This is a genomic window from Streptomyces sp. PKA51, from assembly GCF_057552455.1.
Genome location: NZ_BAAJPZ010000003.1, coordinates 138,178 through 158,382, shown reverse-complemented (window position 1 = coordinate 158,382; position 20,205 = coordinate 138,178). Strand labels below are relative to the sequence as shown.

Below are 20,205 nucleotides of genomic sequence, written 5' to 3'. Positions count from 1 at the left end.
GTGTCGTGCGTGCCGTGGTGGACGTCAGCCCTTGTTCGGGCCCTCGTAGTCCTCGCCGTAGGCGCCCTTGGCGGGCCGGCGGCGGCGCATCGGGGGCTCCACGCCGTCGGCCAGGCGACGGGCGGTGACCAGGAAGCCGGTGTGGCCGATCATGCGGTGGTCGGGGCGCACGGCCAGACCCTCGACGTGCCAGTTGCGGATCATGGATTCCCAGGGCTGCGGCTCGGCGAAGCAGCCGATCTCCCGGATGGACTCCACCGTCCGCGCCAGCTGCGTGGTCGTGGCCACGTAGCAGCACAGGATGCCGCCGGGGACCAGCGCCTTGGAGACGGCCTCCAGGCACTCCCAGGGGGCGAGCATGTCGAGGATCACGCGGTCGACGTCGGTGTCCGACAGGTTGTCCTGCAGATCGCCGACGGTCAGCTGCCAGGCGGGGTGCGGGCCGCCGAAGTAGCGCTCCACGTTCGCCTGGGCGATCTCGGCGAAGTCGGCACGGCGCTCGTAGGAGTGCAGCATGCCCTGGTCGCCGATGGCGCGCAGCAGGAAGCTCGACAGCGAGCCGGAGCCCACTCCGGCCTCGACGACGCGCGCGCCGGGGAAGATGTCGGCGAAGGCCAGGATCTGCCCCGCGTCCTTCGGGTAGACCACGGCGGCACCGCGGGGCATGGACAGGACGTAGTCGGGGAGCAGGGGACGCAGCGCGAGGTACGCGACGTTCCCCGTGGTGCGGACAACACTGCCCTCGGGCGCGCCGATCAGCTCGTCGTGGGGGAAGGAACCCTTGTGGGTGTGGAAGTTCTTCCCGGCCTCGAGCGTGAACGTGTAGTGGCGTCCCTTGGGGTCGGTGAGCTGGACCTGGTCCCCGACCTGGAAGGGCCCGCGACGGCGGGCGGCACCGGTCGGTTCGGACATGTGACCAGCCTACCGGGTGCTCTGCGAGCAGCCGACCACACGGGGCCCTGCGCCCCGTAGGGGCGCGGGGAACTGCGCGACAAGCCACGACGCGCCCGCAGATTTCCCGGAGCCCGGGGTGGCACGTCGACTGCGGGCCGTCGGTGGCCGATCGCGCCCACGCGGCGGCAGCCGCAGATCGACAACGCCCCGCGCCCCTAGGGGGCGCCGGACACGACCCTAGGACGACGGGCGGGCCATTGCTGCCACGAAGGCGCGTTCGACGTCCGTCGTGGACAGCACGCCGTACACCTCGCCGCTCTCCTCCACCACCAGGTACTCCGTCGCCGGCACCGTCCGCAGCGCGTCGAGCAGGTCCTCGCCCGCCAGGGCGGCCGGCAGGCGCATGCCGTCGGTGATCTCCTGGGCGAGGGAGCCGGACTCCACCCACGGGCGCCGGTGCTCGGGGACGCCGCCGATGGCGGCCTCGCGGACGATGGCGGTGGGGGTGCCCTGCCCGTCGACGACGACCAGTGCGCGGGCCCCCGCCTCGTGGGCCCGGCGCAGGGCCTCCGACAGCGGCGTGGCGGCGGTGACGGGCACGGCGCGCCGGGTCAGGGTGCGGGCGCGCAGTCCGGGCAGGTGTTCGCGCAGGCGGGCCATGCGCAGGCTGTTGCCGGCGCCGGTCCAGATGATCGCGGCGAGGATGGCGGCGAGCATGGCGTCGGTGAGCGCGTCGACGCCGCGGAGGTTCTCGGTGTCGCCGCCGCGGGTGAGCAGGGGCAGCCCTATGAGGACGGCGACGGCGAGCGCGCGGCCGACCCAGGCGGCGGCGACGGTGCCGGTCATGGGGCGGCCGCTGATCTTCCACACGACGGCGCGCAGCATGCGGCCGCCGTCGAGCGGCAGGCCGGGCAGCAGGTTGAAGGCGGCGACGAGGAGGTTGGAGATCATCAGGCCGCCGAGCAGCACGCCGGGGACGGTGCCGGCCTCGACGGCGCGCATGCCGAGGTAGAACAGGCCGGCGAGGGCGAGGGAGAGCAGGGGGCCGACGAAGGCGAGGACGAATTCGCGGCCGGGGCTCTCGCTCTCCTTCTCGATCTCGGAGACGCCGCCGAAGAACTGCAGCTTGATGCGGCGCACCGGCAGTTTGAAGCAGAGGGCGGCGACGGTGTGGGCGAGCTCGTGGACGAGGACGGAGGCGTAGAAGGCGACGGCGAAGAAGAGGGCGACCAGGTAGCGGATCGCGCCGAGGTCGGGCAGCACGCGTTCGAGCTGGCCGCCGAAGACCCAGGTGATCAGGGCGGCGACCAGGAACCAGCTGGGCGCGACGTAGACGGGCACACCGAAGGGCCGGCCCATGAGGATGCCGCCGCCGCTCTCGCGGGGGCGAGGCGGTTTGGGGTCCTCGGGCCCGGCCGGTCGGCCGGCTTCTTCGCCGCCGCTGCGCCCCTGGCCGCTGTTGTCCACGGTGTCCCCTCGTTCCGTCCGGCTCCCGCCGCCCGTCCCGGGCGCTTTCAAGATCATCATGCAGTCTTCGGACGCCTACGGTCGATGGTATGCGGACTGCAGCCGCCGGTGGGCCGTAGGGTTCTCTGTCATGGAGAGCGCCACCGACCCTTCCGCCGCCCCCGCCCGCAGTGGGCGTACGGCCGCGCTGTCGCCGTCGCGCGCGGCCGATTTCATGCGGTGCCCGCTGCTGTACCGCTTCCGGGTGATCGACCGGTTGCCGGAGAAGCCGAGCGCCGCGGCCACGCGGGGCACGGTGGTGCACGCCGTGCTTGAACGACTGTTCGATGCACCGGCCGCCGAGCGGACGCCGGAGCGGGCGCAGGGCCTGCTGCCGGGCGAGTGGGAGAAGCTGCTGGCGGCCCGGCCGGAGCTGGCGGAGCTCTTCCTCGGCGAGGACGGGGCCCACGACCCCGAGCGGCTGGCCGGGTGGCTGGCGGAGGCCGGTCGCCTGGTCGAGCGGTGGTTCACCCTGGAGGACCCGACCCGGCTGGAGCCCGCCGAGCGGGAGCTGTACGTGGAGACGGTGCTGCCGGATGTCGGGGAGGCGGGGCTGACGCTGCGCGGCATCGTCGACCGGGTGGACGTGGCGCCGAGCGGCGACGTGCGCATCGTCGACTACAAGACGGGCAAGGCGCCCGGGCCGCAGTACCGGGCCGAGCCGCTGTTCCAGATGAAGTTCTACGCGCTGGTGATGTGGCGCACCGGCGGCCGGGTGCCGCGCCGGCTGCAGCTGGTCTACCTGGGCAGCGGGGACGTGCTGACGTACGACCCGGTCGAGGCGGAGCTGCTGGCGGTGGAGCGCAAGCTGCGCGCCCTGTGGGAGGCCATCTCGCTGGCGACCGAGACGGGCGACTGGCGGCCGCGGCCGACGAAGCTGTGCGGCTGGTGCGACCACCAGGCGCACTGCCCGGAGTTCGGCGGCACTCCCCCGCCGTACCCGCTGCCGCTGCCGGCGCAGCGCCCGGCGGGCGAGGACGGACCGGCTGCCCCGGCCGGGGACGGTCAGGGCAGAATGGACGCGGTCTAGCGAAGGAGTGTTCCTGTGGCGATCCGGGTCCTATTGGTCGACGACCAGCCGCTGCTGCGCACCGGCTTCCGCATGATCCTGGAGGCCGAGCAGGATCTGGTCGTGGTCGGCGAGGCCGGCGACGGCCTGCAGGCGCTGGACCAGGTCCGCGCGCTGCAGCCGGACGTGGTGCTGATGGACATCCGGATGCCCCGCATGGACGGTGTGGAGGCCACCCGTCAGATCACCGGGCCGGACCGCAAGGGCCCGGCGAAGGTGCTGGTGCTGACCACGTTCGACCTGGACGAGTACGTGGTGGAGGCGCTGCGCGCGGGCGCGAGCGGCTTCCTGCTCAAGGACGCCCCCGCCCATGAGCTGGTGCAGGCGATCCGGGTGGTGGCGGGCGGCGAGGCGATGCTGGCGCCGAGCATCACGCGGCGGCTGCTGGACAAGTACGCCGGTCACCTGCCGTCGGGCGAGGAACCGCTGCCGGACAACCTGGGCACGCTCACCGAGCGCGAGGTCGAGGTGCTCAAGCTGGTGGCCCGCGGCCTGTCGAACGCGGAGATCGCCGCGGATCTGTTCGTGAGCGAGACCACGGTCAAGACGCACGTGGGGCACGTGCTGACGAAGCTGGGCCTGCGCGACCGGGTGCAGGCGGCGGTGTACGCCTACGAGAGCGGTCTGGTGCGCCCCGGCGCGCAGTGAGCCGCCACGCTGCGAACGCGCGAAGGGCGGGCCCCCGTCGGGGCCCGCCCTTCGTGCTGTGCCGGCGTGGTGCGTGCCGGCCCCGCTCAGCCCTTCTTGGACTTGCTGATCTCCCAGAACCGGAAGACGGTCGAGGCGTCGAGGGTCCACTGCAGGCCGGAGACGTTCTCGTTGGCCACCGCGTACTGCTTGCCCTGCCACAGCGGGAGGATCGGCAGGTCCTGGGCGACGGTGGTCTGCAGCTTGGCGAAGTCGCCGACGGTGGCGGCGCGGCTGCCCTGGGCGGCGGTGGCCGGCAGGATCGCCGCGATGTCCTTCGACTGGTAGTTGTTGGCGAGGACGTTGTCGTCGCCGAAGAACGGTGCGGTGAAGTTGTCGGGGTCCGGGAAGTCGGGCACCCAGCCCTTGACGTAGACGGCGTACTTGCCGGCCGCGATGTCCTTCTCGTACTGGTCGATGGGGGCGCTCTGGACGTCCGCCTCGAACAGGCCGCTCGCGTTGAGCTGCTTGGCTATCTCCTGGAACTCCGCGACGGTGGCCGGGCCGTAACGGACCGGGGTGGCCCACAGGGTGAGCTTGACCTTGCCGCTGATGCCCGCCGAGTGCAGGGCTTCGGCGGCCTTCGCGGGCTGCGGCCGGTCGCCGTAGATGTCGAAGAACGGCGTCTTGTGGCCGGTGATGCCGCTGGGGACCACCGAGTACAGCGGCTCGGCGGTGCGCTTGTAGACGTCGCGCACCAGGGCGCTGCGGTCGATGAGGTAGGCGATGGCCTTGCGCACGCCGGCCTTGCCGACGACCGGGTCCTTGAGGTTGAAGACCAGGTGCTGGACCTCGGCGCTGTTGCCCTCGACGACCGTCAGGGCGCCCTTGGCGCCGGAGGTGGTCTCCAGGTCGGCGAGGTCCTTCATGGCCAGACCTCGGTAGGCGAGGTCGACGTCGCCCTTCTGCACGGCGGACTTCAAGGAGCCCTGGTCGCCGTGGAAGAACTTGAGAGTCATGCCCTTGTTCTGCACGGTGGCCGGGCCCTTGTAGGAGCCGTTGACCTTGAAGACGGCCTTCGACTTGTCGAAGGAGGACAGCGTGTAGACCCCGGAGCCCACGGCCTTGCCGTCGGTGCGCAGCTTGTCGGCCGGGTACTCGGTGTGGTCGACGATCGAGCCGGCACCGGAGGCGATCTTCTGGGGGAAGGTGGCGTCCGAGCGCTTGAGCTTGAAGACGACGGTGGACTTGTCCGGCGTCTGGATGTCCCCGATGGAGGAGAGCATCGGACCCGCCGGACCGTCCTTGTCGTTGATCTTCAGCGTGCGGCGGAAGGAGAAGGCGACGTCCTCGGAGGTGAGGGGGTGGCCGTTGCTGAACTTCAGACCGTCCTGGAGGGTGCACTGGTAGACGGTGCTGCCCTCGTCCTTGAACTTGCACTGCTTGGCGGCGTCCGGCTGGGGCGTGGTGCTGCCCTTGGGGAAGCTCATCAGTGACTGGAAGACGTTGTTGAACAGCAGCCAGGATCCCGGGTCGTAACCGGAGGCCGGGTCGGTGGCGAGCACCTCGTCCGACATCCCCATGACCACCGACTCCCCGGTGCCGGCCGCCTTGCCGTCCTCCGATCCGCACCCGCTGAGCAGGGCGGCGGCGAGCCCCGCGGTGAGCGGGGCGGCGAGCCACTGGTCACGTTTCCTCACGTGCACGTTCCTCACAGTTCTTTGTTCGCTGAAGAGACGGTCTTGAACGGTGTTGAGCTGTAAAGCGTGTGGAGCTGGTGTTGCGGTGGTGCGGGTGTTGCGGTGGTGCGGGTGCGTGTCGGGTGATACGCGGGTGTTACGGGGTCAGGAACCGCTGCCGAGCTCCCACGGCTGCAGCTCGGAGGCGGCGTTGAGCGCCCACTCCGCCCCGGTGACCTTCTTCCCCACGGCCACGTACTGCTTGCCCTGCCACAGCGGCAGCACCGGGACGTCGTCGGCGACGATGTCCTGGACCTGCTGGAAGATGCGGGCGGCGGCGTCGCGCTGCGAGGACAGCCGCGACTGGGGGATCAGGTCGTTGATGATCTTCGGGTTCTTGTAGCTGGACCCGAGGAAGTTGTTCTTGCCGACGAAGGGGTCGACGTAGTTGTCGGGGTCCGGGAAGTCGGGGAACCAGCCCATGCCGTAGACGGCGTACTTGCCCTTGGCGGCCTCCGGCCGGAAGTCGGCCCACTTCACGCCCTGCAGCTTGGCGTCGAACAGGCCGCTGCCGTTCAGCTGCTTCTGCAGCGTCTTGAACGACTTCTCCGTCGTCTCGCCGTAGTGGTCGGTGGTGTAGGTGAGCGTCAGCGGCACCGGGGTGGTGATGTTCGCGCTCTGCAGGATGGCGCGCGCCTTGGCCGCGCTGGGCTCGCCGTACTTGTTGGAGAACGAGTTCTGGTGGCCGGTGAGGCCCATGGGCACCACCGAGTACAGCGGCTCGCTGGTGCGGTCGTAGTCGTCGCGGGTCAGCGCCTGGCGGTCGATCAGCTGGGCGACGGCCTGCCGCACGGCCTTGTTCTTGACCGAGGAGTCGTCGGTGTTGAACGCCAGGTAGCTGATCTCCTGGCCGGGCGACTCCAGCAGGCGGACGCTCTTGTCGTTGCCGGCGCGCAGGCGGCCGATCTGCTCGGGCAGCAGGGCCCGGTTCATCATGTCGATCTCACCGGACTTCAGCGCCTTCTCCATGGCCTTGGAGTCGTCGTAGAAGCGCAGCTCGACCTTGTCGTTCTGCAGCTTCAGCGGGCCCTTGTAGTCCGGGTTCCTCGTCAGGGTGGCCTTGACGACGCGGTCGTCCTTGACGTCGGTCTTCAGGCTGTACGGGCCGGAGCCGACGGTCTTGAAGCCGTTGCCGAGCTTGTCCTTCGCGTAGGACTCGCTGTCGACGATGGCGGCGGCCGGGGTGGCTATCTTCTGCGGGAAGGTGGCGTCCGGCGACTTGAGGTGGAAGACGACCTCGCGCTCGCTGGGGGTCTCCACCTTGTCGATGTTGCTCAGCAGGGAGACGGGGCCGTTCTCGAAGTTGATGGCCCGGGCGCGGTCGATGGAGAACTTGACGTCCTCGGCGGTGAGCGCGTGGCCGTTGGTGAACTTCAGGCCCTCGCGCAGGGTGCAGCGGAACTGCTCGCTGTTGCGGTCGCCGAAGGCACACTTCTCGGCGGCGTCGGCGATGGGCGCGGTGCCCGAGCGCGGCAGCCGCAGCAGCGTCTGGAAGGTGCTGTGGAGCACGTTCCAGGCGCCGATGTCGTACGCGGCGGCCGGGTCGAAGGGCGCGGGCGCGTCCGTGGTCTCCTCGAACCGGTCGGTCGTGCCGATGACGATGGCGTTGTCCTTACCGGCTCCTGTCCCGCCACAGGCGACGAGTACGGGTGCCAGCAGGCCTGCCACGGTCGGCAGGACCAGCGTCTTGCGGTTCATTGTCGGGGTTCTCCCTGTGGTGCGTTCGGTGCCCGGACCCTACCGATTGCGGAGTGCCGGTCAAACGGGCAGCCGTGAAGTTCTCGCGAAGAGATTAGTGCGCATGGCCACTGCATCCGGAACACGGTGAAGTTGATGCAATATCACGCACTGATAACACCCGAGGGATGTCCGATATCCGGACGGTGGAACGATTCCGGCACTGGATGATCAATTGGGACAGAAGGGCTCACCAAAAGCCCCGTGATACCCCACCCGCACCCGCGCAAGGCGCCGCGCCGCCCCCGCGGGCGGTGACGAACGTCACGCCGCGGGGCCCTTCACCGGCCGCGGGAATTCAGCCAGCACATTCGTCACGGAAAACACTCGTTCAAACGCCCAGAGTTTCTCCGCGGCGCTCGATGATCAAGCCGGCAAGTGATCAAGCAGCCGTCGATCAACCGGCGGTGATCAGACCCCGGAGAAAAGAGAGATCGACTTCCTCGAGCGAACCGACGACGGTGCGCCCGGTCGCCGGCGGGATGGGCGCCACCGAGGGCACCGCCACCACCCGGCAGCCCGCCGCCTCCGCCGCGGTGACCCCGGTCATCGTGTCCTCGATGACCGCGCACCGAGCCGGGTCCGCCCCGAGCCGGGCGGCGGCCAGAAGATAGGGGTCGGGGTGCGGCTTGGTGCGGGTCATCTCGTCGCCCGCCACCGTCAGCGTGAAGTGCTCGGGGCCCAGGGTCGCCAGCACGCGGTCGATGATGTGCCGGTGGGAGGCCGAGACCAGGGCCGTGGGCACCTGGTGGGCGGCCAGCTCGGCCAGCAGCCGGCGGGCGCCGGGCATCATGGGCACGCCCCGCCCGATCATCTGGGAGAAACGGGTGTTCAACAGCGCGCTGAGCTCGGCCAGGGCGATCCGGGCGCCCGTCGCCTTGATCAGGAAGGCGGCGCTGCGGTCCATCGGCCCGCCGACGACCACTTCCCGCCACTCCTCCAGCAGCTGGTGCCCCAGCTCCTCGAAAACGGCGACCTCCACCTCCCACCAGAAGCCTTCGGTGTCGACCAGCGTGCCGTCCATGTCGAGCAGGACGGCCTGCAGGGCGGGGGTCGTCGAACGAGTGTCCACTGCGGGAATGCTGCTGGTCATCCGCACACCTCCTGAGGGGCCAGAAGGCCGGCCCCCCACCCGCATCGGGTGACGAACCGGCCTTCACCGGGCAGACAAGTGTACGGCGGCCCCCCTCGGCGCGTCCCGTCGTTATTTGCACGACCGGGACCACCTGCGACGCCCTGTACGGCCGCGCAGCGGGGCCGTGCGGTCAGTCCTCGCCCCGGCCCTTGCCCCGCCCCTCCGGGCCCTCCTCGGGCCCCGCGGACTCGCCCTCGTCGTCCTTGGCCGGCGGCCGCGAGGGCCGCGTGCGGCCGCTGGCGGTGTCCCGCAGGTACGAGGAGTCCTTGCCGCCCTCGCCGAGCCCCGGCTCGGCGGCCAGCCCGCCCGGCGTCCCGGGCTGGCCCGGCTGCCCCGGCTGGCCGTCCCGGCGGCGCAGGTACCGCTCGAACTCGCGGGCGATGGCCTCCCCGGACGCCTCGGGCAGGTCCGCGGTGTCCCGGGCCTCCTCCAGCGACTGGACGTACTCGGCGACCTCGCTGTCCTCCGCCGCCAGCTGGTCCACGCCGCGCTGCCAGGCGCGCGCGTCCTCGGGCAGCTCGCCCTGCGGGATGCGCAGGTCGATCAGGTCCTCCAGGCGGTTGAGCAGGGCCAGGGTCGCCTTCGGGTTCGGCGGCTGGGAGACGTAGTGCGGCACCGCGGCCCACAGGCTCACCGCCGGGACCCCGGCGTGCGTGCACGCCTCCTGGAGAATGCCGACGATGCCGGTCGGGCCCTCGTAGCGGGACTCCTCCAGATCCATGGTGCGGGCCAGGTCCGGGTCGGAGGTCACACCGCTGACCGGCACCGGCCGGGTGTGCGGGGTGTCCCCGAGCAGCGAACCGAGGATCACCACCATCTCCACGCCCAGTTCGTGCGCGAAGCCCAGGATCTCGTTGCAGAACGACCGCCAGCGCATGCTGGGTTCGATGCCGCGCACCAGGACGAGGTCGCGCGGGCTGCCGCCGCCGGCGTCCTGGGCGCGCACCACGGACAGCCGGGTGGTCGGCCAGGTGATCCTGCGGACTCCGCCGTCCAGCCAGACGGTCGGCCGGTTGACCTGGAAGTCGTAGTAGTCCTCCGCGTCGAGCGCGGCGAAGACCTCGCCCTTCCACTCCCGGTCGAGGTGTGCCACCGCGCCGGAGGCGGCGTCACCGGCGTCGTTCCAGCCCTCGAAGGCACAGATCATGACCGGGTCGATCAGCTCGGGAACCCCCTCAAGCTCGATCACCCAGCGCCTCCTTCCGACCGGGGCGCGCGGCCCGTTGCCGCGCCACCGCCGGTTGCCGTTCGTGCCATTGCCGTCGTCTTGCGTGTGCCCCAAGCCTACGACTTCGGCGACCCCCCTTCGCAGCCCCCAAGGGGGAGGCACTTTCAGCCACGCATGCCCCATCCGGCCCGGTAGGCGCGCCAGTCCGCCTCGGTGGCCGCGAAGTCCACGTACAGCGCGAGGCCGAAGGTGCGGCGGTGGCGGTCCTCGCGGGTCAGGCCCAGCCGGGTGCCGCGCACGGCGGCCGCCGCGGTCTCCGCACGGCTCTGATGGCCCCAGCTGTCGGTGTGGTAGAAGGGCACGCCCATCAACAGGTCGGTTCCGGCGGGCGTGACCTGCAGGGCGAGCCGGGTCTGCTGGGCCACGTAGCCGCCGTAGAGGTTCTCCCACGGCAGCCCCGTGTCGTACGACATGACGGCGATCTGGTCCACGCGCCGGGCCACCCGGCCGAAGTAGGACTGCGTCCACCACTTGGGGCTGCCCAGCGCCCCGGAGGCCGTGTGCATGGAGGGCAGCGGGTCGATCTGCTGGGCCGCCACCGACAGCGGCCCGCCCTCGGCCCGTACGGCCGGGCGCAGGGCGTCCAGCAGTGCGAGGTAGTCGCGATCCCCGGTGCGCACCGGTTCGACGTCCAGGTGCACGCCCTCGAAGCCGGCGCGCATCACCTGCCGGGCACTGGCGACGACGTTCCCGCGGGCGATGGGCGAGCCCAGCCACAGGCCGCCGCCCCGGCCGCGGCCGGTCAGCTTGTCGCCCAGCCATGCCTGCACCCGTACCCCGGGCAGCTCGCGGTGCACGGCCGCCAGCAGCCGGCCGGCGCCCCGGTACGCGGAGTCCGGCAGGCTGCCGTCGTGCTCCAGGGGGCCCGCGTGCACGTACAGGTCGTGGATGCCGGTGCCGGCGATCTTCTGCTTGAGCGCGGCGAGGTCCGCGTCGCCCTTGCGGCCGTCCACCCAGGCGTGGCCGAGCCAGAGGGCGTCCCTGCCCCGGGTGACGGCGTCCTGCGCGGGCGAACCGGCGTACGAGGCCCGCAGCGCGCTGCCGGCCGTGACGACCGGCACCAGCACCAGCAGTGCCACGGCGACCGCCAGGCGCAGTGCGATCCGTTTGAGCAGTGCCCTGCGGCCGGTGTGCGACCGTTCCATCGCGTCCCCCTCGTTCTTTTCGAGGGACGTGTTCGAGCGCGGGACGGTTGCGTGGTGCGGGCATGCGGAAGGGGAGGGACGCTCGGGGTGTCCCTCCCCTTCACTGCACCGTCACTGCACCGGTCACTGCACCGGGCAGCGGGGCGTCAGTGCTTGTCGCCGAGGATGTCCTTGACGCGGGTGCGGACGTCCTCGGTGTCCAGGCCGCGGATCGTCAGGGTGGTGCGGCGGCGCAGGACGTCGTCGACCGTCTCGGCCCACTCGTGGTCGCGGGCGTAGACGACCTGGGCCCAGATCTCCGGGCCGTCGGGGTGGATCCGCTCGCCGAGCTCGGGGTTCTCGTTGACCATGCGGGCGATGTCGAAGGACAGCGAGCCGTAGTGGGTGGCGAGGTGACGGGCGGTCAGCGGGTCCATGCGGCTGCCCGGCTCGCGGTCGACGAGCAGGCGGTGGGCGACCGCGTTGGGGTTGGCCACGCCCGGCAGCGGGGTGCGGCGCACCAGGCTGGAGACGGGCTCCATGTCCTCGGTGAGCGGGCTGCCCGGCACCTGGGCGAGCTTCTTCATCACGGTGCGGCCGATGTGGCGGTAGGTGGTCCACTTGCCGCCGGCGACCGACAGCATGCCGCCCTTGCCCTCGCTGACGACCGTCTCGCGCTTGGCCTGGGCGACGTCGCCGGGGCCGCCGGGCAGCACGCGCAGGCCGGCGAAGGCGTACGTCATCAGGTCGCGGTCGAGGTCGGCGTCCTGGATGGAGAACGCGGCCTCGTCGAGGATCTGCTGGATGTCCTCCTCGGTGGCGCGCACGTCCGCCGGGTCGCCCTCGTACTGGGTGTCGGTGGTGCCCAGCAGGAGCTGGTCCTCCCACGGCAGGGCGAAGGTGATGCGGTACTTGTCGATCGGGGTGGCCATGGCGGCCTTCCAGGGCGACTTGCGCTTCATGACGATGTGCGCGCCCTTGGACAGGCGGATCGACGGCGCGGCGCCCTTGTCTTCCAGCTTGCGCAGGTGGTCCACCCACGGGCCGGTGGCGTTGAGGACGACGCGCGCGTCGATGCCGAACTCGGTGCCGTCGATGCGGTCCTTGATCTCGGCGCCGGTGACCTTGCCGTGCGTGAAGCGCAGGCCCTGGACCTCGGCGTGGTTGAGGACGACCGCGCCGGACTCGACGGCCGCGCGCACGGTCATGACGGCCACGCGCGAGTCGTTCATCTGGTGGTCGTAGTAGACCGCCACGGCCTTGAGGTCGTCCGTGCGCAGACCGGGGTTGTCGGCCTTGGCGCGGGCCGGGGAGATGACCTTGCCGACGCCGTCGCCGAAGGCGGAGAGCGCCGAGTAGGCGAACACACCGGCGCCGAGCTTGGCCGCGCCCACCGGGCCGCCCTTGTAGACGGGCAGGTAGAAGGTGAGCGGGTTGACCAGGTGCGGGGCCACGTCCTTGGCCAGCACCCGGCGCTCGTGGTGGTTCTCCGCGACCAGCTTGACCGCGCCGGTCTGCAGGTAGCGCAGACCGCCGTGGACGAGCTTGGAGGACGCGGAGGAGGTGGCGCCGGCGAAGTCGCCGGCGTCCACCATGGCGACCCGCAGCCCGGACTGCGCGGCGTGCCAGGCGACCGAGGTGCCCAGGATGCCGCCGCCGATGACCAGGAGGTCGTACGTGGCGTTGGACAGTCTCTCCCGGGTCTCGGCTCGACCCGGGTTGACGCCGGCGGCCGGGTGCGTACCCAGGGTGGGGACGCTCTGCGGGGTAGTCATGAGTTGCTCCTCGTCAGCTCTCGTCGTCGATCCAGCCCATGGTCCGCTCGACGGCCTTGAGCCAGTTCTTGTACTCGCGGTCACGCGTGTCCGCGTCCATGCGGGGGGTCCACTCGGCGGCCCGGCGCCAGTTGGCGCGCAGGGCGTCGGTGTCCGGCCAGAAGCCGACGGCCAGGCCGGCGGCGTAGGCGGCGCCGAGGCAGGTCGTCTCGGCGACCATCGGGCGCACCACGGGTGCGTCCAGGAAGTCCGAGAGGGTCTGCATCAGCAAGTTGTTGGAGGTCATGCCGCCGTCGACCTTCAGGGCGGTCAGCTCGACGCCGGAGTCCTTGGTCATGGCGTCGGTGATCTCGCGGGTCTGCCAGGCGGTGGCCTCGAGCACGGCGCGGGCGATGTGCGCCTTGGTGACGTAGCGGGTCAGGCCCGCGATCACGCCGCGCGCATCGGAGCGCCAGTAGGGGGCGAACAGGCCGGAGAAGGCCGGCACGAAGTAGGCGCCGCCGTTGTCCTCGACGGAGCTGGCGAGCGTCTCGATCTCGGCCGCGCTCTTGATCAGGCCCATCTGGTCGCGCATCCACTGCACCAGGGAGCCGGTGACGGCGATGGAGCCCTCGAGGGCGTAGACGGGCTTCTGGTCGCCGATGCGGTAGCCGACGGTGGTCAGCAGGCCGTTGTAGGACTGGACGGGCTCGTCGCCGGTGTTCATGAGCATGAACGTGCCGGTGCCGTAGGTGGACTTGGCCTCGCCCTGGTCGAAGCAGGTCTGGCCGAAGAGGGCCGCCTGCTGGTCGCCGAGCGCGGAGGCGACGGGCACGCCGGCCAGGGCGCCGCCCTTGGCGGTGCCGTAGACCTCGGCGGAGGAACGGATCTCCGGCAGCACGGCGGCCGGGATCTCCATGGAGGACAGGATGCGCTCGTCCCAGGCCAGGCTGCGCAGGTTCATCAGCATGGTGCGCGAGGCGTTGGTGACGTCGGTGACGTGCACGCCGCCGTCGACGCCGCCGGTCAGGTTCCAGATGACCCAGGAGTCCATGGTGCCGAAGAGGATGTCGCCGGCCTCGGCCTTCTCGCGCAGGCCCTCGACGTTGTCCAGCAGCCAGCGGACCTTGGGGCCGGAGAAGTAGGAGGCCAGCGGCAGGCCCGTCTCGCGGCGGAAGCGGTCCTGGCCGACGTTGCGGCCGAGCTCCTTGCACAGGGCGTCGGTACGGGTGTCCTGCCAGACGATGGCGTTGTACACCGGACGGCCGGTGTTCTTGTCCCACAGCAGCGTGGTCTCGCGCTGGTTGGTGATGCCGATGGCCTTGACGTCGGCGGCGGTGATGCCCGCCTTCTCGACGGCGCCGGCGACGACCTCCTGGACGTTGGTCCAGATCTCCATCGCGTCGTGCTCGACCCAGCCCGGCTTGGGGAAGATCTGCTCGTGCTCCTTCTGGTCGACGGAGACGATGCGCCCGTCGCGGTCGAAGACGATGCAGCGCGAGGAGGTGGTGCCCTGGTCGATGGCCGCGATGAACGGGCCCTGGCCGTGGGTGTCGGTCATGGGGTGGCTCTCCTGAAGTCGTGGTGGTCTCGGCGGGCGGGGGTCAGAACGCGATCTTGTGGATGCCTGCGGCGAGGGCGGCGCCGATGATCGGGCCGACCACCGGCACCCACGCGTAGCCCCAGTCGGAACCGCCCTTGTTGGGCAGCGGGAGCAGTGCGTGCACGATGCGCGGACCGAGGTCGCGGGCGGGGTTGATGGCGTATCCGGTGGGGCCGCCGAGGGAGAGGCCGATGCCGACGACGACGAAGGCGACCATGAGGGTGCCCGTGCCGCTGGTGGCGAGGCCCTTCGTCAGGCCCATGGTGAGGATGAAGAGCACCAGCGCCGCGGTGGCGATGATCTCGGTGACCAGGTTCTGGACCGCGTTGCGGACCTCGGGACCGGTGGAGAAGATGCCCAGCACGGGGCCGGCCTGCGGCTCGGCCGTCTGGTCGACCATGCCCTCGTGCGGGTTGAGGCTCGCGACGATCTCCGGGTCGGTCAGGTGGGCCTTGAACTGGCCGTAGTAGGCGAGCCACACCAGCGTCGCGCCGATCATCGCGCCCAGCAGCTGGGAGCCGATGTAGAGCGGTACGTCGCTCCAGTCGACCGCGCCGTCGAGGGCGAGACCGATGGTGACGGCCGGGTTCAGGTGCGCGCCGGACTTGGTGCCGATGTAGGCACCGGCGAGCACCGCGAAGCCCCAGCCGAACGTGATGGCGAGCCAGCCCGCGTTCTGCGCCTTCGAGCGCTTCAGGGTGACGGCGGCGCACACGCCGCCGCCGAGCAGGATCAGTACGGCGGTACCGATGGTCTCGCCGGTGAAGATGTCGGAGCTGGACACCCGCGACTCCTTTGTCCTTCGTCCAGGGGGAAGGCGAACCCCGGGTCCCTCCGGTGGTCCGCGCCCTCCGAGAGGGCGGTGATCGGTCCCGCGGCACTGCACACCATAGCGAATATTGTCGGTAGGTGTTCGACAATGCCGACCGATGCACGGCAGTTTTCTGGACGGTTAAGGGCACGTCAAGGCTTGTGTGACCGGAAACTCTCGGCCAACTGGCCAGAAATCTACGTTCGGATACCGACGGGTAACGAGCTGGTCTCGACGCCTGCCGGTACCCCTTCCCCGAAGCCCGCCCCCTCTACCGCGCGCGGCCCCGGAAGCCACCCGACGGGGGCGCCGCACGATCCGCCGAGCGCGCCCTAGAAGCGTCCGGCGCCCAGGTCGCGGGAGACCGCGCGGGCACAGTCGCGCACGGCGGCCACCAGGCGCGCCCGCAGCTCGCCGTCCTCGCACACCCGCTCGACGGCGCCCGTGATGCCGACCGCGCCGACCGGCATCCGCCGCCGGTCGTGGATGGGGGCGGCGATGGAGGCCAGCCCCGCCCAGGTCTCCTCCACGTCCGCCGCCCAGCCGCGGGCGCGCGTGAGGTCCAGGACGGATTCCAGCTCGGGCAGCGCCGTGACCGTCCGCGGGGTGAACGCCTCGCGCTCGGCGTCGGCCACCTCGGCGTGGGCCACGGGGTCGTAGGCGCACAGCACCTTGCCCAGGGCCGTGCTGTGCAGCGGCTGCATCGCGCCGACCTCCAGCACCTGGCGGCTGTCGTCGGGCCGGAAGACGTGGTGGACGATCAGGACGCCCTGCTGGTGCAGCACGCCCAGGTACACGCTCTCGCCGCTGGAGCGGGCCAGGTCGTCCGCCCAGACCAGGGCGCGGGCGCGCAGCTCGTGGACGTCCAGGTAGCTGTTGCCCAGGCGCAGCAGCTCGGCGCCCAGCTGGTAGCGGCCGGAGGCCGGGTCCTGCTCGACGAAGCCCTCCTGCTGCAGGGTGCGCAGGATGCCGTGCGCGGTACCCTTCGCCAGGCCCAGGGCCGAGGCGACGTCGGACAGCCCGAGCCGCCGCTCACCGCCGGCGAGCAGCCGCAGCATCGCCGCCGCCCGCTCCAGCGACTGGATGGTCCGTGCCATCGAGCAACCTCCCTCACCTGCCGACCGGCACTTTCCCCGTTCGGCATTGCTGAACACTATCGGCCGTTGCCGACCAGGGGATACCCGACAGCAGGGCTTCACCATGATCACCGAGGTCGGGCGCCGGTCCGAAACCGGCCACCCGCCCGCTCCCCGCCCCCGGGGGCTTCCGTCCCGGATGGCGGCGATATGCCCCCTCCCCGCAGTGTCCGGGACGCCCGTCCGAACCGTGGGACGCCCCTGTTGCCCGGCCGCCCTGCGGATACGCTTGCGGCGTGCGCCCACCGTAGGGAGGGCGCAAAGCCGACAGCCGTCGCACACCCGGGAGCACACCCATGGCCTCGTACACGCCATCGCCCGCCCGCCCAGCCCGAGTCGCGCACCTGCGCGAGGCGCTCGCCACCCGCGTGGTGGTGGCCGACGGGGCGATGGGGACGATGCTCCAGGCGCAGGAGCCCACCCTGGAGGACTTCCAGCAGCTCGAAGGCTGCAACGAGGTCCTCAACGTCACCCGGCCGGACATCGTGCGCTCCGTGCACGAGGCGTACTTCGACGCGGGCGTGGACTGCGTCGAGACCAACACCTTCGGCGCCAACCACGCGGCCATGGCCGAGTACGACATCGCCCACCGGGTGTACGAGCTGTCCGAGGCGGGCGCCCGGATCGCCCGCGAGGTCGCCGACGCCCACACCGCCCGGGACGGCCGCACCCGCTGGGTGCTGGGCTCGATCGGCCCGGGCACCAAGCTGCCGACGCTCGGCCACGTCCCTTTCACCACGATCCGCGACGGCTTCCAGCAGAACGCCGAGGGCCTGCTCGCGGGCGGCGCCGACGCGCTGATCGTGGAGACCACCCAGGACCTGCTGCAGTCGAAGGCCTCCATCGTGGGCGCCCGCCGGGCCATGGAGGCGACCGGCATCGAGGTGCCCCTGCTGTGCTCGATGGCCTTCGAGACCACCGGCACCATGCTGCTCGGCTCCGAGATCGGCGCCGCCCTGACCGCGCTGGAGCCGCTCGGCATCGACATGATCGGGCTGAACTGCTCCACCGGCCCCGCCGAGATGAGCGAGCACCTGCGCTACCTGACGCGCCACTCGCGCATCCCGCTGCTGTGCATGCCGAACGCCGGCCTGCCGATCCTCACCAAGGACGGCGCCCACTTCCCGCTCGGCCCCGAGGGCCTGGCCGACGCCCAGGAGAACTTCGTCCGGGACTACGGCCTGTCCCTGGTCGGCGGCTGCTGCGGTACGACGCCGGAGCACCTGCGGCAGGTCGTCGAGCGGGTCCGCGCCCTCGCGCCCGCCGAGCGCCGGCCCCAGCCCGAGCCGGGCGCGGCATCGCTGTACCAGACCGTCCCCTTCCGCCAGGACACCTCCTACCTGGCCATCGGCGAGCGCACCAACGCCAACGGGTCGAAGAAGTTCCGCGAGGCCATGCTCCAGGCCCGCTGGGACGACTGCGTGGAGATGGCCCGCGAGCAGATCCGCGAGGGCGCGCACATGCTCGACCTGTGCGTGGACTACGTCGGCCGGGACGGCGTGGCCGACATGGAGGAGCTGGCCGGCCGCTTCGCCACCGCCTCCACGCTGCCGATCGTGCTGGACTCCACCGAGGTCGAGGTCATCCGCGCCGGGCTGGAGAAGCTCGGCGGCCGCGCGGTGATCAACTCCGTCAACTACGAGGACGGCGACGGCCCCGACTCGCGCTTCGCCAAGGTCACCGCCCTCGCCCGGGAGCACGGGGCCGCCCTCATCGCGCTGACCATCGACGAGGAGGGCCAGGCCCGCACGGCGGAGAAGAAGGTCGCCATCGCCGAACGGCTGATCGCCGACCTCACCGGCAACTGGGGCATCCATGAGTGCGACATCCTCATCGACACCCTCACCTTCACCATCTGCACCGGCCAGGAGGAATCCCGGCGCGACGGCATCGCCACCATCGAAGCCATCCGCGAGCTCAAGCGCCGCCACCCCGAGGTGCAGACGACCCTCGGCCTGTCCAACATCTCCTTCGGCCTGAACCCGGCCGCCCGCATCCTGCTCAACTCCGTCTTCCTCGACGAGTGCGTCAAGGCCGGCCTGGACTCGGCCATCGTGCACGCCGCCAAGATCCTTCCGATCGCCCGCTTCAACGACGAACAGGTCACCACCGCCCTCGACCTCATCTACGACCGCCGCAGCGAGGGCTACGACCCGCTGCAGAAGCTCATGGCCCTCTTCGAGGGCGCCACCACCACGTCCCTCAAGGCGTCCAAGGCCGAGGAACTGGCCGCCCTGCCGCTGGACGAGCGCCTCAAGCGGCGCATCATCGACGGCGAGCGCAACGGCCTGGAGGCCGACCTCGACGAGGCCCTGCGCACCCGCAAGGCCCTCGACATCGTCAACGACACCCTCCTGGACGGCATGAAGGTCGTCGGCGAGCTCTTCGGCTCCGGACAGATGCAGCTGCCGTTCGTCCTGCAGTCCGCCGAGGTGATGAAGAGCGCGGTCGCCCACCTCGAACCGCACATGGAGAAGTCCGACGCCGAGGGCAAGGGCACCATCGTGCTGGCCACCGTGCGCGGCGACGTCCACGACATCGGCAAGAACCTCGTCGACATCATCCTGTCCAACAACGGCTACAACGTCGTCAACCTCGGCATCAAGCAGCCGGTCTCCGCGATCGTCGAGGCCGCCGAGGAACACCGGGCCGACGTCATCGGCATGTCCGGCCTCCTGGTGAAATCCACCGTGATCATGAAGGAGAACCTGGAGGAGCTCAACCAGCGCAAGCTGGCCGCCACCTACCCGGTCATCCTCGGCGGCGCCGCCCTCACCCGCGCCTACGTCGAACAGGACCTGCACGAGATCTACGAGGGCGAAGTGCGCTACGCCCGCGACGCCTTCGAGGGCCTGCGCCTGATGGACGCCCTCATCGCCGTCAAGCGCGGTGTGCCGGGCGCGGCACTGCCGGAACTCAAGCAGCGCCGCGTCCCCAGGCGCGAGGCGGCCCTGCCCGAGCCCGACGAGCAGCCCGACGGCGCCGCACGCTCCGACGTCGCCGTCGACAACCCCGTCCCGACGCCGCCGTTCTGGGGCACGCGCGTCATCAAGGGCATCCCCCTGAAGGACTACGCGTCCTGGCTCGACGAGGGCGCCCTCTTCAAGGGCCAGTGGGGCCTGAAGCAGGCCCGCACCGGCGGCCCCACGTACGAGGAGCTCGTCGAGACCGAGGGCCGCCCGCGGCTGCGCGGCTGGCTCGACAAGCTCCACACGGAGAACCTCCTCGAAGCCGCCGTCGTCCACGGCTACTTCCCCTGCGTCAGCAAGGGCGACGACCTCATCATCCTCAACGAGGACGGCACCGAACGCACCCGCTTCTCCTTCCCCCGCCAGCGGCGCGGCCGCCGGCTGTGCCTGGCGGACTTCTTCCGCCCCGAGGACTCCGGCGAGACCGACGTCGTCGGCCTGCAGGTCGTCACCGTCGGCTCCCGCATCGGCGAGGCCACGGCCGAACTCTTCGCCGGCAACTCCTACCGCGACTACCTGGAACTGCACGGCCTGTCCGTCCAACTGGCCGAAGCCCTCGCCGAGTACTGGCACGCCCGCGTCCGCGCCGAACTCGGCTTCGCGGGCGAGGACCCCGCGGACGTGGAGGACATGTTCGCCCTCAAGTACCGCGGAGCCCGCTTCTCCCTCGGCTACGGCGCCTGCCCCAACCTGGAGGACCGCGCCAAGATCGCGGACCTGCTGCAGCCGGAACGGATCGGCGTCCACCTCTCGGAGGAGTTCCAGCTGCACCCGGAACAGTCGACGGACGCGATCGTGATCCACCACCCGGAGGCGAAGTACTTCAACGCACGGTAACGGCGGGGCGGCAGCCCTCCGGTTGCCGTCCCGCGT

14 protein-coding genes are annotated in these 20,205 nt (G+C 71.0%); 3 read left to right on the top strand and 11 right to left on the bottom strand.

The genetic code is table 11. The features are described from left to right. Nucleotides 1-24: 24 nt before the first annotated feature. Both AC27L3_RS05760 and AC27L3_RS05755 read right to left on the bottom strand, forming a co-directional pair. The gene (locus AC27L3_RS05760; RefSeq protein WP_344434260.1) at nt 25-912 is read right to left on the bottom strand and encodes a tRNA (adenine-N1)-methyltransferase; all 888 of its coding nucleotides are present in this window, start codon (nt 910-912) and stop codon (nt 25-27) included. A gap of 219 nt (nt 913-1,131) precedes the next feature. After that, on the bottom strand, nt 1,132-2,361 hold the full coding sequence (locus AC27L3_RS05755) for a site-2 protease family protein (RefSeq protein ID WP_487232929.1): 1,230 nt from the start codon (nt 2,359-2,361) through the stop codon (nt 1,132-1,134). Between the two features lie 130 nt (nt 2,362-2,491). Between AC27L3_RS05755 and AC27L3_RS05750 the strand changes: the two genes are divergently transcribed. Then, the gene (locus AC27L3_RS05750) at nt 2,492-3,430 is read left to right on the top strand and encodes a RecB family exonuclease (protein ID WP_487232928.1); all 939 of its coding nucleotides are present in this window, start codon (nt 2,492-2,494) and stop codon (nt 3,428-3,430) included. A 15-nt stretch (nt 3,431-3,445) separates the two neighbouring features. Further along, nucleotides 3,446-4,117: a response regulator gene (locus tag AC27L3_RS05745; RefSeq protein ID WP_344434263.1), complete on the top strand. Its 672-nt coding sequence runs from the start codon at nt 3,446-3,448 to the stop codon at nt 4,115-4,117. Nucleotides 4,118-4,203: 86 nt separating this feature from the next. On the opposite strand, the gene AC27L3_RS05740 is transcribed toward AC27L3_RS05745, so the two are convergent. The 9 genes from AC27L3_RS05740 to AC27L3_RS05700 form a co-directional block, all read right to left on the bottom strand. Further along, nucleotides 4,204-5,796, bottom strand: coding sequence for an ABC transporter substrate-binding protein (locus AC27L3_RS05740; RefSeq protein ID WP_487232927.1), 1,593 nt, complete (start codon nt 5,794-5,796; stop codon nt 4,204-4,206). A gap of 144 nt (nt 5,797-5,940) precedes the next feature. Continuing rightward, nucleotides 5,941-7,533 (bottom strand): ABC transporter substrate-binding protein, encoded by a 1,593-nt coding sequence (locus tag AC27L3_RS05735; protein WP_487232926.1) that lies wholly within the window; start codon nt 7,531-7,533, stop codon nt 5,941-5,943. Between the two features lie 436 nt (nt 7,534-7,969). Continuing rightward, a complete protein-coding gene (locus tag AC27L3_RS05730; protein ID WP_487232925.1) occupies nt 7,970-8,665 on the bottom strand; it encodes an HAD family hydrolase in 696 nt (231 codons plus the stop codon). Nucleotides 8,666-8,837: 172 nt separating this feature from the next. Then, nucleotides 8,838-9,896, bottom strand: a complete 1,059-nt coding sequence (locus AC27L3_RS05725; RefSeq protein ID WP_487232924.1) for a PAC2 family protein — start codon at nt 9,894-9,896, stop codon at nt 8,838-8,840. Between the two features lie 143 nt (nt 9,897-10,039). Further along, nucleotides 10,040-11,080, bottom strand: coding sequence for a glycoside hydrolase family 18 protein (locus AC27L3_RS05720; protein WP_487232923.1), 1,041 nt, complete (start codon nt 11,078-11,080; stop codon nt 10,040-10,042). A 146-nt stretch (nt 11,081-11,226) separates the two neighbouring features. After that, on the bottom strand, nt 11,227-12,834 hold the full coding sequence (locus AC27L3_RS05715) for a glycerol-3-phosphate dehydrogenase/oxidase (protein ID WP_487232922.1): 1,608 nt from the start codon (nt 12,832-12,834) through the stop codon (nt 11,227-11,229). 13 nt (nt 12,835-12,847) lie between these two features. Next, entirely contained in the window at nt 12,848-14,374 is a 1,527-nt protein-coding gene (glpK, locus tag AC27L3_RS05710) for a glycerol kinase GlpK (protein WP_487232921.1), read from the bottom strand. Nucleotides 14,375-14,417: 43 nt separating this feature from the next. Beyond that, nucleotides 14,418-15,200, bottom strand: a complete 783-nt coding sequence (locus tag AC27L3_RS05705; protein WP_365966378.1) for an MIP/aquaporin family protein — start codon at nt 15,198-15,200, stop codon at nt 14,418-14,420. 359 nt (nt 15,201-15,559) lie between these two features. After that, nucleotides 15,560-16,324: an IclR family transcriptional regulator gene (locus tag AC27L3_RS05700; RefSeq protein ID WP_344434273.1), complete on the bottom strand. Its 765-nt coding sequence runs from the start codon at nt 16,322-16,324 to the stop codon at nt 15,560-15,562. 335 nt (nt 16,325-16,659) lie between these two features. On the opposite strand from AC27L3_RS05700, the gene metH reads away from it, so the two are divergent. Next, nucleotides 16,660-20,169 (top strand): methionine synthase, encoded by a 3,510-nt coding sequence (metH, locus tag AC27L3_RS05695; RefSeq protein ID WP_487232920.1) that lies wholly within the window; start codon nt 16,660-16,662, stop codon nt 20,167-20,169. The last annotated feature ends 36 nt before the right edge of the window (nt 20,170-20,205 follow it).

What these genes read in the sequence shown, in the direction of transcription:
- AC27L3_RS05750 (WP_487232928.1), top strand. Translation starts at nt 2,492, where the DNA reads ATGGAGAGCGCCACCGACCCTTCCGCCGCCCCCGCCCGCAGTGGGCGT.
- AC27L3_RS05730 (WP_487232925.1), bottom strand. Translation starts at nt 8,665, where the DNA reads ATGACCAGCAGCATTCCCGCAGTGGACACTCGTTCGACGACCCCCGCC.
- glpK (WP_487232921.1), bottom strand. Translation starts at nt 14,374, where the DNA reads ATGACCGACACCCACGGCCAGGGCCCGTTCATCGCGGCCATCGACCAG.
- metH (WP_487232920.1), top strand. Translation starts at nt 16,660, where the DNA reads ATGGCCTCGTACACGCCATCGCCCGCCCGCCCAGCCCGAGTCGCGCAC.
- AC27L3_RS05715 (WP_487232922.1), bottom strand. Translation starts at nt 12,834, where the DNA reads ATGACTACCCCGCAGAGCGTCCCCACCCTGGGTACGCACCCGGCCGCC.
- AC27L3_RS05720 (WP_487232923.1), bottom strand. Translation starts at nt 11,080, where the DNA reads ATGGAACGGTCGCACACCGGCCGCAGGGCACTGCTCAAACGGATCGCA.
- AC27L3_RS05700 (WP_344434273.1), bottom strand. Translation starts at nt 16,324, where the DNA reads ATGGCACGGACCATCCAGTCGCTGGAGCGGGCGGCGGCGATGCTGCGG.
- AC27L3_RS05735 (WP_487232926.1), bottom strand. Translation starts at nt 7,533, where the DNA reads ATGAACCGCAAGACGCTGGTCCTGCCGACCGTGGCAGGCCTGCTGGCA.
- AC27L3_RS05760 (WP_344434260.1), bottom strand. Translation starts at nt 912, where the DNA reads ATGTCCGAACCGACCGGTGCCGCCCGCCGTCGCGGGCCCTTCCAGGTC.